This window comes from Streptomyces klenkii (assembly GCF_003626645.1).
Taxonomy (GTDB): domain Bacteria; phylum Actinomycetota; class Actinomycetes; order Streptomycetales; family Streptomycetaceae; genus Streptomyces; species Streptomyces klenkii.
In genome coordinates this window covers 560,154-575,104 of record NZ_RBAM01000003.1, presented here as the reverse complement: position 1 = coordinate 575,104, position 14,951 = coordinate 560,154, and the positions used below count along the sequence as shown (strand labels likewise).

16 protein-coding genes are annotated in these 14,951 nt (G+C 73.3%); 6 read left to right on the top strand and 10 right to left on the bottom strand.

The window, feature by feature from the left end:
* The first annotated feature begins 187 nt into the window (after positions 1-187).
* The 3 genes from D7231_RS09320 (at position 188) to D7231_RS09315 (ending at position 2,120) form a co-directional block, all read left to right on the top strand.
* A complete protein-coding gene (locus D7231_RS09320) occupies positions 188-709 on the top strand; it encodes an ATP-binding protein (protein ID WP_120754464.1) in 522 nt (173 codons plus the stop codon).
* Positions 710-837: 128 nt separating this feature from the next.
* Entirely contained in the window at positions 838-978 is a 141-nt protein-coding gene (locus D7231_RS36450) for a hypothetical protein (RefSeq protein WP_158673728.1), read from the top strand.
* Positions 975-2,120: a methyltransferase domain-containing protein gene (locus tag D7231_RS09315; RefSeq protein ID WP_120754463.1), complete on the top strand. Its 1,146-nt coding sequence runs from the start codon at positions 975-977 to the stop codon at positions 2,118-2,120. Before D7231_RS36450 ends, D7231_RS09315 begins: the two co-directional genes overlap by 4 nt.
* Positions 2,121-2,181: 61 nt before the next feature.
* Here the strand turns inward: D7231_RS09315 and fabF are convergent, their stop codons facing one another.
* The 5 genes from fabF to D7231_RS09290 all read right to left on the bottom strand — a co-directional run bounded on the left by fabF (position 2,182) and on the right by D7231_RS09290 (position 7,156).
* Positions 2,182-3,447, bottom strand: coding sequence for a beta-ketoacyl-ACP synthase II (gene fabF, locus D7231_RS09310; RefSeq protein ID WP_120754462.1), 1,266 nt, complete (start codon positions 3,445-3,447; stop codon positions 2,182-2,184).
* Positions 3,448-3,515: 68 nt separating this feature from the next.
* Positions 3,516-3,764, bottom strand: a complete 249-nt coding sequence (locus D7231_RS09305; RefSeq protein WP_120754461.1) for an acyl carrier protein — start codon at positions 3,762-3,764, stop codon at positions 3,516-3,518.
* A 104-nt stretch (positions 3,765-3,868) separates the two neighbouring features.
* Positions 3,869-4,915, bottom strand: coding sequence for a ketoacyl-ACP synthase III (locus D7231_RS09300; protein ID WP_120754460.1), 1,047 nt, complete (start codon positions 4,913-4,915; stop codon positions 3,869-3,871).
* A 13-nt stretch (positions 4,916-4,928) separates the two neighbouring features.
* Positions 4,929-5,882 (bottom strand): ACP S-malonyltransferase, encoded by a 954-nt coding sequence (locus tag D7231_RS09295; protein ID WP_120754459.1) that lies wholly within the window; start codon positions 5,880-5,882, stop codon positions 4,929-4,931.
* A gap of 89 nt (positions 5,883-5,971) precedes the next feature.
* The gene (locus D7231_RS09290) at positions 5,972-7,156 is read right to left on the bottom strand and encodes a PucR family transcriptional regulator (RefSeq protein WP_120754458.1); all 1,185 of its coding nucleotides are present in this window, start codon (positions 7,154-7,156) and stop codon (positions 5,972-5,974) included.
* 57 nt (positions 7,157-7,213) lie between these two features.
* Here D7231_RS09290 and D7231_RS09285 point away from each other — a divergent pair, with 57 nt between their 5' ends.
* The gene (locus D7231_RS09285; protein WP_120754457.1) at positions 7,214-7,903 is read left to right on the top strand and encodes a pirin family protein; all 690 of its coding nucleotides are present in this window, start codon (positions 7,214-7,216) and stop codon (positions 7,901-7,903) included.
* Between the two features lie 97 nt (positions 7,904-8,000).
* On the opposite strand, the gene D7231_RS09280 is transcribed toward D7231_RS09285, so the two are convergent.
* Positions 8,001-8,813, bottom strand: coding sequence for a serine hydrolase domain-containing protein (locus tag D7231_RS09280; protein ID WP_120754456.1), 813 nt, complete (start codon positions 8,811-8,813; stop codon positions 8,001-8,003).
* Between the two features lie 149 nt (positions 8,814-8,962).
* On the opposite strand from D7231_RS09280, the gene D7231_RS09275 reads away from it, so the two are divergent.
* Together D7231_RS09275 and D7231_RS09270 are read left to right on the top strand one after the other, a co-directional pair.
* The gene (locus tag D7231_RS09275) at positions 8,963-9,445 is read left to right on the top strand and encodes a MerR family transcriptional regulator (RefSeq protein WP_194961734.1); all 483 of its coding nucleotides are present in this window, start codon (positions 8,963-8,965) and stop codon (positions 9,443-9,445) included.
* A gap of 7 nt (positions 9,446-9,452) precedes the next feature.
* Complete coding sequence (locus D7231_RS09270) at positions 9,453-10,478, top strand: aldo/keto reductase (RefSeq protein WP_120754454.1); 1,026 nt, start codon at positions 9,453-9,455, stop codon at positions 10,476-10,478.
* A 50-nt stretch (positions 10,479-10,528) separates the two neighbouring features.
* Here D7231_RS09270 and D7231_RS09265 read toward each other — a convergent pair whose 3' ends face one another.
* The 4 genes from D7231_RS09265 to D7231_RS09250 form a co-directional block, all read right to left on the bottom strand.
* Positions 10,529-11,209, bottom strand: a complete 681-nt coding sequence (locus D7231_RS09265) for a response regulator (RefSeq protein WP_120754453.1) — start codon at positions 11,207-11,209, stop codon at positions 10,529-10,531.
* Entirely contained in the window at positions 11,206-12,606 is a 1,401-nt protein-coding gene (locus D7231_RS09260; protein ID WP_120754452.1) for a sensor histidine kinase, read from the bottom strand. Before D7231_RS09260 ends, D7231_RS09265 begins: the two co-directional genes overlap by 4 nt.
* A 121-nt stretch (positions 12,607-12,727) precedes the next feature.
* Positions 12,728-13,588 carry a DUF4429 domain-containing protein gene (locus D7231_RS09255; RefSeq protein ID WP_120754451.1) on the bottom strand — a complete coding sequence of 287 codons (861 nt, stop codon included), beginning with the start codon at positions 13,586-13,588 and terminating at the stop codon, positions 12,728-12,730.
* Positions 13,589-13,703: 115 nt separating this feature from the next.
* Positions 13,704-14,924 (bottom strand): alpha/beta hydrolase, encoded by a 1,221-nt coding sequence (locus D7231_RS09250; protein ID WP_120754450.1) that lies wholly within the window; start codon positions 14,922-14,924, stop codon positions 13,704-13,706.
* Positions 14,925-14,951: the final 27 nt, after the last annotated feature.

The following is a 14,951-nucleotide window of genomic DNA, read 5'->3' as shown; positions in this document are numbered from 1 at the left end:
AGCCCTCAGCCGCACTAGCTTCGGTGCCGCACCGCACACGCAACGGCGCCAGCCGGAAGCGCATCGCGCGAGCATGCCCGCGTCCTCCTGCCCTGGGAGGGGCGTGTCCGCGTCAGGGAGACAGGCCACCGGTCAGGCGTGCCGCACTGCGGATCCACACCTCTCACTCATCTCTGGGAGCCGCCGCATGCCCTCCACCGACACCGACACCCTCTGCCCCCTCATCACCCCCACCCCCGCCAACCCCTCCACCCTCGCCACCACCCAGCGCCCCGCCTACAAGCCCCGCTCCTCCGACCCCTCCGCGCTCTCCTACAGCTTCACCGTCCCCGGCGACCCCCTCTCCGCCACCGTCGTACGGACCACCACCCGCAGCGTCCTGCGCGCCCACGGACTCACCGCGATCGAAGAAACCGCCCTCTCCGCAGCCGGAGAACTCGTCGCCTGCGCCACCCAGTTCGCACCCGGACAGGACCTCTATCACTCGATCCGCTGGTGCGACAGCGCACTCCGCATCGTCAACTGGGACGCCCACCACGCACACTCCGACCCCCGCGACGCCGCCCGCTGCACCGCCTACCGCAAGCGCGCGCTGCTGCTCCTCGCCGCCGTCATCCACGAATGCGGCGGCGACTGGGGCATCAGCCAGAGCGGCCCCACCACCGAGGGCACCCGCGTCTGGGCCCGGCTGCCCCTCCCTGGCGCCTGAAGACATCACGCCTACGGCCCGTCCCGGGAGGCCCCCGGGACGGACAGCGGGCGTACGCGCCCGTGTCCTTTCCGGCTCGCACTGAAACGGCCACACTGACCCCCCGGCCGTAACCCCGAGGAGGCGTCATGGGACGTAAGGACGACGAGAACGACGATGACGACATGGGCCTGGACGACCGCGAATACGACGTGGACCAGGACTTCGGCAAAGCCGGCGACCTCGACGGGCCGTACGCGGGCGACGGCCGACCCGGAGGCGTCAAGTGACCGCGACGCCCGCCTCCGCCGACCCCCGGCAGGCTTGCGCCGGCGAGTTGGCCGAGCACGGTCCGTCATGGTTGGCCCGTGCCTTCCTCGCGGTGGACCGTACCCGGTTCGTACCCGGCCGGGTGTGGCTGCCCGAGCCCGGCAGCGACGGTCTGTTCCCCGTTCTTGACCGCGAGCAGGATCCTGACGCGTGGCAGGCGGCCGTCTACGAGCTCCGGCGGCCGCTGATCACGCAGATGGACGACCACCGCACGCCCTCCGAAGGGCCCGCCCGGGGCCGCTTCACCTCGTCCATCTCGGCGCTGCGGGTCGTCGCCGCTCAGCTGGCGCATCTCGATCTGCACCCGGGTCACACGGTCCTGCACATCGGTACGGGCACCGGCTACGACTCGGCCCTGATGGCCGAGCGCACCCGGGCCCACAAGATCCTGACCATCGAGACGGACCGGCAGCTGGCCGGCACCGCCCGCCGGAACCTCGACGCCTCCGGATACGGCCAGGTGCGGGCAGCCGTCGGCGACGGCGAGCTGGGATGGCCCGAGGGCGCGCCGTACGACCGCGTCTTGTCCACCGCCTCCGCCACGCGCGTTCCTCCGGCCTGGATCGCGCAGACGGTCCCCGGCGGAATCATCGTCACTCCGTACAGGGGGCTGGCCCTGCTCCGCCTTGCCGTCGCCGACGACGGCAAGAGCGCGTCGGGGCCGGTCGTCGACGCCGTCGCGTTCATGGCGCTGCGCGGCCGGCGTGGTGGCGAAGCGCCCGACATACGCGCCGTCATCAAGGCTCAGCTCGCCGATGCCGAGAAGTCCCGGACCGACGCGGACCTGTCGCCGGTGAGGAGCGAGCTGGGCGCCGAATTCCTCCTCCATGCCCTGGTGCCCGGCATCCGCATCGTCTTCGGCGGGACCACGTGGTGGTTCGAAGCCCGCGACGCTGCTTCCTGGGCGGCGTGGAAGCCGGACGGGCGGGTGCGGCAGTGGGGGCCGCGTCGCCTGGTGGACGAGGCGGTTCTGGCCGTGGCGGCGTGGCGGGATGCCGGGGCCCCTGCACTCACCGACCTCGGGGTGACCGTGGGGGCCGGCGGCGAATGCGTGTGGGCGCATGGCCCCGGGGGCCCGGCGTGGCCCGTACGGGACGCCTGACCAACGAAACGGCCCGCCCCGGGATCTCCCGGGGCGGGCCGTATGCCGTGAGGCGGTGCGGTCAGACCGAGCGCAGGGCCAGAACCACGTTGTGGCCGCCGAAGCCGAACGAGTTGTTGATCGCGGCGATCGTGCCCTCGGCGGGCAGGGCGCGCGGCTCGTCGCGGACGATGTCCGCGTCGATGTCCTCGTCCAGGTCGTCGACGTTGATGGTCGGCGGGGCCGTGCGGGTGTGCAGGGCGAGGACGGTCATGACCGTCTCGATGCCGCCCGCGCCGCCCAGGAGGTGGCCGGTCATCGACTTCGTCGCGGAGACCGCGACGTGGTCGAGGTCGTCGCCGAGGACCTTGCGCAGGGCCTTGATCTCGGCCGCGTCACCCTGCGGGGTGGACGTGGCGTGCGCGTTGAGGTGCACGACCTCGGACGGCTTGAGATCGGTGTTGTCGAGCAGGCTCTGGAGCGCGGCGGCGATGCCGCGGCCGGTCGGCTCGGGCTGGGCGATGTGGTGGCTGTCCGCGGACAGGCCCTGGCCCAGGACCTCGCAGTAGACCCGCGCGCCGCGCCGGGCGGCGTGCTCGGCCGACTCCAGGATCACGACGCCGGCGCCCTCGCCGAGGACGAAGCCGTCGCGGGCCTTGTCGTACGGGCGGGAGGCCTTCTGGGGCTCCTCGTTGTTCTTGGACATCGCCATCATGTTGGCGAAGGCGGTGATGGGCAGCGGGTGGATCGCCGCCTCGGTGCCGCCGGCGACGACCACGTCGGCGCGGCCGGTGCGGATCATCTCGACGGCGTAGCCGATGGCCTCGGCGCCGGAGGCGCACGCGCTGACCGGGGTGTGCACGCCCGCCTGGGCGTTCACCTCCAGGCCGACGTTGGCCGAGGGGCTGTTCGGCATCAGCATGGGCACGGTGTGCGGGGAGACGCGGCGGACGCCCTTCTCCTTGAGCACGTCGTACTGGTCGAGCAGGGTGGTCACGCCGCCGATGCCGGAGGCGATGACGGTGCCGAGGCGCTCGGGGGCGATGGCGGAGTCCTCGCCGGCCTTGGCGGTGTAGCCCGCGTCGGCCCACGCCTCACGGGCCGCGATCAGCGCGAACTGCGCCGAGCGGTCCAGCTTGCGGGCGAGCGGGCGGGGCAGGACGTCTTCGGGGTCGACCGCGGCGGTGGCGGCGATCCGGACCGAAAGGTCGGCGTAGCGCTCACCCTCGAGGGGCTTGACGCCGGACCGGCCGGCGAGCAGAGCCTCCCAGGTCGTCGCGCTGTCGCCACCCAGCGGTGTGGTTGCGCCGATACCGGTGACGACCACGGTGCGATTGGTCGAGCTCACAGGAATTGTCTCCACGTGTAGAGGTGCTGGTGAAACCGCCACCGCCGGGGTGGCGACGAACGCTCAGGTCAGGCCTGGTGCTTCAGGATGTAGTCCGCGGCGTCGCCGACGGTCTTGAGGTTCTTGACGTCCTCGTCGGGGATCTTGACGTCGAAGCGCTCCTCGGCGGCCACGACGACCTCGACCATGGACAGCGAGTCGACGTCCAGGTCGTCGGTGAAGGACTTGTCGAGCTTGACGTCCTCGACCGGGATGCCGGCGATCTCGTTGACGATGTCGGCGAGGCCCTTGAGGATCTCTTCCTGGGTGGCGGCCATGTGGCGCTCCTTCTATTTGTGCGGTGGAACCTGCGTGATAAGGAACTGCTGGTGCGGTGAGCTCTGCGCGGCCCGGCGGTGAGGCCGGATCGCGACGATCTCGCCTAGGGGAGGGTAACGACCGTGGCGGCGTAGACGAGACCCGCCCCGAAACCGATGACGAGCGCGGTGTCCCCGCTCTTCGCGGCGCCGGTGGCCAGGAGCCGCTCCATGGCCAGCGGAATGGAGGCCGCGGACGTGTTGCCCGTGGTCTCCACGTCACGGGCGACCGTGACGCTCTCCGGCAACTTGAGGGTCTTGACCATCGAGTCGATGATCCGCATGTTGGCCTGGTGCGGGATGAAGACGTCCAGGTCCTCCGCGCTGACCCCGGCGTCGTCCAGCGCCTGCTGGGCGACCTTGGCCATCTCGAAGACGGCCCAGCGGAACACCGCCTGGCCCTCCTGCGTGATGGCCGGGTAGCGGATCTCGTCCAGGGGCGTGCGGGCCTCCGGACCGTTTCCGCCGGGGACCGGGGTGGTGCGGTAGGTGTCCCAGCCCAGGGTCTGCTTGATGGTGTGCGACTTGTCGCCCTCGGAGCCCCACACCGCCGGGCCGATGGCCGGCTCGGCGGAGGGGCCGACGACCACGGCGCCCGCACCGTCGCCGAACAGGAAGGCCGTCGCGCGGTCCTCCAGGTCGGTGAGGTCCGACAGCCGCTCGACGCCGATCACGAGTACGTACTCCGCGGAGCCCTCGACGACCAGGCCCTTGGCGAGCGTCAGGCCGTAGCCGAAGCCCGCGCAGCCCGCCGAGATGTCGAACGCGGCCGGCTTGCCCGCGCCGATCCGGTGCGCGATCTCGGTGGCGATCGCCGGGGTCTGGTGGAAGTGCGAGACCGTCGAGACGATCACGGCGCCGATCTGCTCGGGGGTGATGCCCGCGGCGGCGATGGCCTTGCCGGACGCCTCGACCGACATCGCGGAGACCGTCTCCTCCGGGCCGGCCCAGTGCCGGGTCGCGATGCCGGAGCGGGAGCGGATCCACTCGTCCGAGGAGTCGATGTACTTAAGGATCTCCTCGTTCGGCACCACCCGGGTGGGGCGGTAGCCGCCCACGCCGAGGATGCGCGCGTACGGGGCACCCTTGCTCGGCTTGATCTTCGCGGTCATGCTCTGAGGCTCCTTATTCGGCCGGGGACCCGGCGGGTGCGGCGTACTCGGCGATCAGCTCACGGGCCGCGTCGAGGTCGGCCGGCGACTTCAGGGCCAAGGCCTTCACGCCGGGCAGCGCGCGCTTGGCCAGGCCGGTGAGCGTACCGCCGGGGGCCACTTCGAGCAGAGCCGTCACGCCGAGCTCCTTGAACGTCTCCATGCACAGGTCCCAGCGGACCGGGTTGGCCACCTGGCCGACCAGCCGCCGCACGACCTCCGCGCCGGAGGTCACGACGCCGCCGTCCTTGTTCGAGACGTAGCGGGTGTGCGGCTCGGCGGGGGACAGCTCCTGCACGGCGGCCTCCAGGGCCGACACGGCGGGGGCCATGTGGTGCGTGTGGAACGCTCCCGCGACCTTCAGCGCCACGACCTTGCGGGTGCCCTCGGGCTTGTCCTCGGCCAGCGCGGCGAGCTGCTCGGCGGTGCCGGCGGCCACGATCTGGCCCGCGCCGTTGACGTTCGCGGGGGTCAGGCCGAGCTTCTCCAGGTGCGGCACGACGACCTCGGGGTCGCCGCCGAGGAGGGCGGCCATGCCGGTCTCGGTGATCGCCGCGGCCTCGGCCATGGCCAGGCCGCGCTTGCGGACCAGCTCCATCGCCGACAGCTCCGGCAGCACACCGGTCAGCGCGGCGGCTGCGAGCTCGCCCACACTGTGGCCCGCGGCCGCGCCCACCAGACGGGTGAAGTCCTCGGCCGCCGGGAACAGCTGCCGGGCGGAGACCAGCGCCGACGCCACGAGCAGCGGCTGGGCGACGGCGGTGTCGCGGATCTCGTCCGCGTCGGCGTTCGTGCCGTAGTGGACGAGGTCCAGGCCGATGGCGGCCGACCACTCACGGAGCCGGTCTTCGACACCGGGGAGGTCGAGCCAGGGGGTCAGGAAGCCGGGCGTCTGAGCGCCCTGGCCGGGAGCGACGAGTACGAGCACCCTCACACTCTCTCTCGTGGACGGCTCCGGCCACCCGTGGGGATGGGGACCAAGAACCGTCAGGGGAATTGTTGACGTTCGACAAAAGGCTAAAGGGCCGTCTCCGTGTCGGCCAGACGCCCCAGGATGAGCGCGATTCGCAGCGTGAACGCCGACCGGACATCGGAGGGTGACCAGCCGGTGACGTCCGTCACACGTCGGAGGCGGTATCTCACGGTGTTGGGGTGAACGAACAGCATCCGTGCCGCCCCTTCCAAGCTACTCGCCTGCTCCAGGTAGACACTCAGCGTCTCCAGCAGGGCCGAGCCCGCTTCCTGTAGCGGTCTGTAGATCTCCTCCACCAGCTGATCACGGGCCGTGGTGTCACCCGCCATCGCCCGCTCCGGCAGAAGATCATCCGCAAGGACCGGGCGGGGGGCGTCCGGCCAGGCCGCGCAGGCCTTCAGGCCGGCCGCGGCCGCCTGCGCCGAGCGCGTCGCCGACAGCAGGTCCGGCACCACCGGGCCGGCCACCACCGGGCCCGCCGCGAACGGCCCGATCAGCGCCTTGGCCGTCTGCAACGGCTGGTCGGAGCCGCCCGCGATCACCACCAGCCGGTCGCCGAGAACACCGGTGAGCACCTGCACCTTCGCGTGCCGCGCCGCCCGCCGGATCGCCTCCACCGTCAGCTCGCTGTCCCCGTTCGGGGCGGTGCCCAGCACCACGCTGACGTTCGCCGGGGCGCTCCAGCCCAGGGCCGCGGCCCGCGACAGGGCCCCCTCGTCCGCCTCGCCCGACAGCACCGCGTTGACCACCAGCGACTCCAGCCGGGCGTCCCACGCGCCGCGCGCCTCGGCGGCCTGCGCGTAGACCTGCGCGGTCGCGAACGCGATCTCGCGGGCGTAGACCAGCAGGGCCTCCCGCAGCACGCCCTCGTCGCCGGGCGCCGCCACCTCGTCGATCGCCGACTCCATGACCTCGATGGTCGTGCGGACCATCTCCACCGTCTGGCGCAGGGTGATCGCCCGCGTCAGCTCGCGCGGGGCCGTCCCGAACACGTCCGTGCTGATGGCCTGCGGCGTCTCCGGATGCCGGAACCACTCGGTGAAGGCCGCGATGCCGGCCTGGGCGACCAGGCCGATCCACGAGCGGTTCTCCGGGGGCATCGCCCGGTACCACGGCAGCTGGGCGTCCATCCGGGCGATGGCGGCGGCGGCCAGGGTGCCGGAGGACTTCTCCAGGCGGCGGAGGGTGGCGCTGTGCGGATGCGGGGTGTTAGCGGCGGGTTCAGGCACGGGGACAAGCCTGCCTTATTCGGGTCCGGTGCGGGGTCGCCGGGCTACCGTAGCCCGATGACGCACGTACAGCGGTCCGTCCAGCGAGCCGGTGAACGCTTCCGCGGCGGGGACCCGGACGCCGGGATCGAGACCCGGCACGCCTTCTCCTTCTCCGGCTTCTACGACCCCGACAACGTGCGGTTCGGGCCGCTGGCGGCCTGCAACGAGGAGCGGCTCGCGCCCGGCGCGGGATTCGCGGAGCACCCGCACCGCGACGTCGAGCTCGTCACCTGGGTGATCGAGGGCGAGCTCACCCACGAGGACTCCGCGGGGCACGTCGAGGTCGTACGCCCCGGCGACGTGCAGCGGCTCAGCGCGGGCGCCGGGGTCCGGCACTCGGAGCGCAACGAGGGCGCGGTGCCGCTGCGCTTCGTGCAGATGTGGCTGACCCCCTCGGAGTACGGGGGCGAGCCGTCGTACGAGGTCGTGCGCGGCGTCGGCGACGACGTGTCCTACGGCTTGCCGGGGGTGGAGGCGGTGCTGCACGTGCGGCGGCTGCCGGCCGGGGAACGGGGTTCCCTGCCGGGGGCGCCGTGGGTGTACGTGCACGTGGTCCGGGGGTCCGTCCGGCTGGACGGGGAGCTCCTGCTGGAGGCCGGGGACGCGGCCCGGCTGATGGATGCCTCCGAGGCCGAAGCCGAGGCGGTCGGCTCCGACGCGGAGCTGCTGGCCTGGGAGATGCACGCGGAGCCGCACTTCGGCTGAGGCTCCCGGGGCTCCGCCCCGGACCCTGGTCCTCAAACGCCGGACGGGCTGAATTTTCTCAGCCCGTCCGGCATTCGAAGACACCGCGCGGCAGCGGTTACGCCAGCTCCGCCAGCACCGCGTCCGTGAGCGCCGGCCACACCTCGATCGCCCACGGTCCGAACGCCCGGTCCGTCAGGGCGACGCACGCCGCGCCCGCCGCCGGGTCGACCCACAGGAACGTCCCCGACTGCCCGAAGTGGCCGTACGTACGGGGCGAGGACGACGCGCCCGTCCAGTGGGGGGACTTGCCGTCGCGGATCTCGAAGCCGAGGCCCCAGTCGTTGGGTCGCTGGTGCCCGTAGCCGGGCAGGATCCCGGTGAGGCCGGGGAAGGCCACCGACGTCGCCTCGGCCACGGTCTCCGGCGAGAGCAGCCGCGGCGCCTGGAGCTCCGCGGCGAACCGCGCCAGGTCCGAGACGGTCGAGACGCCGTCCTTGGCGGGCGAGCCCGGAAGGTCCGTCGCCGTCATGCCGAGCGGCTCCAGGACCGCCTCGCGCAGGTATTCCGCGAAGGGAATGTCCGTGGCCTTGGCGATGTGGTCGCCGAGGACCTCGAAGCCGGCGTTGGAGTAGAGCCGCCGCGTGCCCGGCTCGGCCATCGCCCGGTGCTCGTCGAAGGCCAGCCCGGAGGTGTGGGCGAGGAGGTGGCGGACCGTCGAACCCGCGGGCCCGGCCGGCTCGTCCAGCTCGACCGCGCCCTCCTCGACGGCGACGAGCGCGGCGTAGGCGGCGAGCGGTTTGGTGACGGAGGCCAGCGGGAAACGATGCCCGGCCGGCCCGTGCGCGCCCACCGTCGTGCCGTCGGCCCGTACGACCGCCGCCGCAGCGGTGTCCACCGGCCAGTTCTCGATCATCCGCAGGCTCTCCATGATCCGAGCCTATCCCGGGGCCGCCGCCCGCCCGGCCCGGCCAAGATTCCCCCAAGTCTTCGCTTGCCTGGAGTGCGCTCCAGCTCTCTAGCGTTGTGGTCATCGCAAGGGCAACGACTGCGAACGCCCGCGAACAGGGGGAAGGCTCCATGACCGTCTTGGACAGTGCGCCCGTAGGGACCACGACACCGCCGGCCAGTGTGTGCGCCGTGCTCGAACAGCAGCGGCACGGACGCCCGGTGGGGCGCGACCGCTACACGATCAGCGAAGTGGCGGGCTGCACGGGGCTGTCGGTCCACACGCTGCGCTGGTACGAGCGGATCGGGCTGATGCCGCACGTGGACCGCTCGCACACCGGCCAGCGCCGCTACACCGACCGGGACCTGGACTGGCTGGACCTGGTGGGACGGCTGCGGCTGACCGGCATGCCGGTGGCGGACATGGTCCGCTACGCGCGGCTCGTCCGCGAGGGCGCGCACACGATGGCGGAGCGGGAAGAGCTGCTGGCCGCGCACCGCGAGGACGTCCGCAAGCGCATCGCGGAGCTGCGGAGCACCCTGGAAGTGCTGGATTACAAGATTGACATCTACTCCGACGCCCGGCGACGGGCCGAGGCCGCAGAAGGGGCCTGACGCACCGATGACCGACAGCAACGACGAGATCGCGACCGCGGCGCTCGGCACCGGCGGGCCCGAGGTGGGCGTGCAGGGCCTCGGCTGCATGGGCATGAGCTTCGCCTACGGGCCGACGACCGACGAGGGCGAGGCCCGGGCGACGCTGGAGCGGGCGCTCGAACTGGGCGTCACCCTCTATGACACGGCCGACATCTACGCCGACGGCGAGAACGAGAAGTTCATCGCGCCCTTCGTCCGGGCCCACCGCGACCAGGTGGTCCTGGCCACCAAGTTCGCCATCGCGGCCGACCCGGAGCACCCGGAGGGCCGGACGGTCCGCAACGACCGCCCGTACATCCGGCAGGCCGTCGAGGACAGCCTGAGCCGGCTCGGCGTCGACGAGATCGACCTCTACTACATGCACCGCCGCGACGTGAACGTCCCCATCGAGGAGACGGTCGGCGCCATGGCCGAGCTCGTGGCCGAGGGCAAGGTCAAGCACCTGGGCCTCAGCGAGGTCACCGGCGGCGAGCTGCGTGCAGCGCAGGCCGTGCACCCGATCGCCGCACTCCAGTCGGAGTGGTCGCTGTTCAGCCGCGACATCGAGGCGCAGGTGGTGCCGGCGGCGCGGGAGCTGGGCGTCGCCCTCGTGCCCTACTCCCCGCTCGGGCGCGGCTTCCTGACCGGCGCGTTCGTCAACGCGGACAACGAGCTGTCGAGCGACGACTGGCGCCGCACCCAGCCCCGCTTCACGGGCGACAACGCGGCGGCGAACGCGGCGCTGCTGGAGCCGGTGCGGCGGATCGCGCAGCAGCGCGGCATCACCCTGGGCCAGGTGGCCCTGGCCTGGGTGCAGCAGCAGGCGCAGGTGCACGGCCTGACGGTCGTTCCGATCCCGGGCACGCGCCGCCGCTCCCGCCTGGAGGAGAACACGGCCGCCACCCGCATCACCCTGACGGCGGACGAGCTCGCCGCCCTGGAGCCGATCGCGGACAAGGTCGCGGGCGCCCGGTACCCCGACATGTCCCTCACGTCGGCGGGTCGCGAGTAACGAGATACGAGATACGGGTTACGGGGTGACGAGTTGCGGGTGACGCGCCGTCACTTCCCGCCGGGAGCCACCAAGCCCGACTCGTAGGCGAAGATGACCGCCTGGGCGCGGTCGCGCAGGTCCAGCTTGGCCAGGACCCGGCCGATGTGCGTCTTGACGGTCTGCTCGGCCAGCACCAGCGCGGCCGCGATCTCCTGGTTGGACAGCCCGCGGGCGATGAGCTCCAGGACCTCCGTCTCGCGCGGGGTGAGCCCGTTCAGCCGCAGCGCGGCGCCGCCCTTGCGCGGCGCCGGGCGCTGCTGGGCGAAGTCCGCGATCAGACGGCGCGTCACGGACGGGGCCAGCAGGGCCTCCCCGGCGGCCACCACCCGCACGGCCGAGATCAGGTCCGCGGGCGGCGCGTCCTTCAGCAGGAAGCCGGACGCGCCCGCGCGCAGCGCCTCGTAGACGTAGTCGTCGACGTCGAAGGTCGTCAGCATCAGGACCTTCGGACGGTGCGTCACACCGGGCGGCGGGTTCAGGATCCGGCGCGCCGCCTCCAGCCCGTCCATCTCCGGCATCCGGACGTCCATCAGCACGACGTCCGGGTGGGTGCGGCGGCTGACGTCCACGCCCTGCTTCCCGTCCGGCGCGTCGCCGACGACGTCGATGTCGGGCTGGGCGGCCAGCAGCGCGGCGAAGCCCGCCCGCACCATGGCCTGGTCGTCGACGATGATCACCTTGATGGTCATGGGGAGACGGGGTCCTCTTCCGGTCCTGATCCTGATCCTGCTTGCGGTCCTTGTCCTGCTTCGGGCCCTGCTTCCGGCCCTGTTCCCGGCCCTGCTTCCGGCCCTGCCGTGAACGGGAGCCGCGCCGCGACCCGGAAGCCGCCGCCGGGCAGCGGGCCCGTGTCGAGCGTGCCGCCGACCAGGCGGACCCGCTCCCGCATGCCGACCAGGCCGTGCCCCGTGCCGCCGGTCTCCACCGGCCGCGCGTCCGGGGCCGCCGCCGCGCCGTTGACGACCAGCACCATCAGGCTCGTGCCGGCGTCGTCGGCGGACACCGACACGCGCGTGGCCGCGCCCGGCGCGTGCCGGACGACATTGGCCAGGGCTTCCTGCACGATGCGGTACGCGGACAGGTCCACGGTCTGCGGCAGCCCGTCCGGCAGCGGGTCCGCCGGCATGGCCAGCTCCACCGGCAGCCCGGCGCGCACGGTCGCCTCGACCAGCTGCGGGATCCGGGTCACGCCCGGCTGCGGCGCCCGCTCGGTGCCGCCGCCCGCGCCGGAGGCGTCCTCGCTGCGCAGCACCCCCAGCAGCCGCCGCATCTCGGTCAGCGACTCCCGCGCCGCCGCGGCGATCGAGGCGAACTCCTCACGCGCCTCCTCCGGCAGGCCCGTGAGCCGGTACGGGGCGCTGTCCGCCTGCACGGTGATCACCGACATGTGGTGGGCGACGACGTCGTGCAACTCGCGGGCGATGCGCGTGCGCTCCTCCAGCAGGGTGCGCCGGGCCCGCTCCGCCTCGCTGATCGTCTCCTGCTCGGCGAGCGCGCGCCGCGCGTCCCCGCGCTCGCGCAGCGCCCCGGCGAGCAGCATCAGCATGCCGCCGACCACGAACAGCGTCACCCAGACGTTGGTGGAGCTGCGCTCGGGCGAGAGGTCCCGCAGGACCGCGCCCGCGATGCCGGTGGCCAGCCAGACGGCGATCAGGGTCGGGCGGCGCTCCCGCATGGCGACGGCGAGCAGGAGCAGCAGCATGCCGATGAGGGTCGGGGGCGGCCACGGCCAGGACCAGTCGCGGTTCGCGGGTACGGACAGGATGGCCACCGCCGCGCCGGTGCTCGCCGCGAAGGAGATCGCCCACGCGAGCAGGGGCCTGCGGACGGCGAGGAGCAGCGGCGCGGTCTGGGCGACGGCGAGGGACAGCCCGAGGCCGAAGTCGAGGCCGTACTCGTTCGTCAGCAGGTTGGCGGTCAGCGGCAGCAGCAGGGCGGTGAACAGCGCGGCGACCACGTAGGGCAGCTTGCGCACCCAGCGGCGGCGCGACCGGCCGCACAGCGGTACGGGCGGTCCGGCGGGCGTGCACACGTCGATCAGGAGCGCGCGGGCCCGGGCGAGGGGAGCGGGGGGTGACTGGGGCATGACTCCTTCACCCTAGGCCGCGGCCCGCGCGCAGGCGTCACACCGGGGTGGGGGCTTGCGGGTCATACCGGGGTATCACCCGGAGCGGGGAGCAAGGGGCCGGCCGGTGGCGGGCGTCGGGTCACAGCTCGGCCAGGAGCTGGGCCTTCTTCGCGCTGAACTCGTCGTCGGTCAGGAGCCCCGCGTCGTGCAGCGCGCCCAGGTGGCGGATGCGGTCGGCGATGCCGCCCGGGTCCGGGCGGGCGGCCGGCACGCGCGCGGCCGGCGCGCTGGGTGCCGCGGCGCGGACGGCTTCGAGGACGGCCGCGCCGAAGGGCAGCGACTCGTGCAGCAGGCCGTAGCCCATGCCGAAGACGACGGCCGCCGGGTCCTGGTCGGCCTGGCCGGGCGGCCGGTCCTCGCCGCCGCGCGGCACGAGCCGCAGATAGCCGCCGGCGATCTCGGGGGAGCGCCACTCGACGCCGGAGAGCTCCTCGACGGCGAACCGCTGGTCGCCGGCCTTCCACTTGGCGGAGGAGGCACCCGTCCAGAACCAGCGGAAGGCCACGGAGCGGCCGTCGAAGGAGGCCTTGCCGTCGTAGGCCTTGAAGGACGGCGGGGGAGCGGGCGCCGCGACGAGCGGGCGCTGGGCGGGGTCGGCCGCGTCCGGGCCGAGGGCGGCCCGTATCTCGTCGGCGTAGTACTCGGCGAGGGCGTCGCGCTGCTCGGGCAGCACCAGCCGGTACGGATCGGTGCTCTCCTTGAGCTGGCCGTCGGCGACGTCCATCAGCGGATCGGCGCCCGGTCTCGGCACCGCGCGCAGCACCACCGTCCCGCGCTTCCCCGGGGCCAGTTCGACGGCCGCGAGCGCCTCGTAGGGGATGCGTCGCTCGCCGAGCGCCTGGAGCAGCTTCGGCGTGCGGATCCCCCGTTCGAAGCGGATGAGCACGGAGTCGGTGTCGAACTCCCAGACGGTGTGGAAACCCGTCAGCACATCACCCATGCCCGTCATCGTATGCGCCGCCCGCCCGCGCGTCCCCCTACGGGGACCGGGGAGCTACGCGCGTTGCCGGTGCGTACGCCTTGGCTCGCGGGGGCGCCGCGGCCGGAACGCAGCGCTACGCGCCTTCGGCGCAAGACGCGTCCGCTTCCGCACACGCCACCGTCGACGGCGCGCCGACGCCGATGCCCGCGAAGTTGGCGAGGCTCGTCGTGCCGGGCTCGAAGTAGCCGGCGTGGCCCTCCGCGCCGCGGGCGGACAGCACGCGCGCGCCGAAGCCCTGCGAGACGGGGTCGGCGCCGTGGCCGAGGCCGCCGACCTCCAGGTGGGGCACGCCCTGGATCCAGTCGTCCGGGTCGCGCATGGCCCATATCCGGGCGCTGGTCCGCAGCTCGGAGACGTGCTCGGCGCGCATCCCGGGGCTGCCGGCGACGGCGACGTCGGTCACGCGCGGGGACAGCTCGCGCGCGGCGACGCCGCACACCACCGAGCCGTAGCTGTGGCAGACGAGGGCGACCCGCGAGTCGCCGGGCAGGGCGCGGACCGCGGCGCGCAGCCGCAGCGCGCCCTCGGCGGCGAGCTTGCCGGTGGCGGCGTCCATGCCGACGCCGGCGGGCGAGGTGTAGTCGGCCCAGGCGATGACGGCCGTACGGGTGCCGGGGGCGGCCTTGCGCTCGGCGTCGTAGAGGGAGCGGGCCATGCCGACGGGGGCGCTGTAGGCGCGCTGGGACTTCTCGAAGGTGAGCAGGTTGGTGTCGACACCGGGGACGACGACGGAGACCCGCTGGGCCCGGTCGAGGTCGCCGATGACCTCGGCGACCCGGCCGTCGCCGGTGGGGTCGAAGGCGAGGATCTGCCGCCCGTCCTGCCGCAGGGACTCGAAGCGGTGCATGCGGCGCAGCGCTTCCCGGCGGCCCACGGGGCTGAGGCCGCTCGCGTGGCTGCGGCGCTTCTCGACCGCGCGGGCCTGGTCGAGGGCGGCGCGGTTGGCGCGGTAGCGCAGCGTGGGCGGGGCGCCGTTGAGGTTGCCGACGACGAGGGGGTACTCGTCGGCGAGCTGGGTGCGCTGGGCGCCGCTGAGCGAGGCGAAGAAGCGGGCCACGGTGTCGGAGCCCGCCCCGGGGGCCGGCAGCGGCCGGCCCGCTAGGGAGCCGTGCAGCCAGGCGCTGAGGGAGACCGTACGGGCGTCCCCGGCCGCCTTGTGGCTTCTGACGGCCGTCCAGCCGGTCGTGCCGAGCATCACGAAGACCACGGCCAGGGCGAGCAGTGCGCGCCACACGGTGGCCGTGGTCGTCCACGGTACGGAGGAGGGGGAGCCGAGCTCAGGGAAGGAAGTCACCGCGAAACACCCTAGGAGAAACCCGGC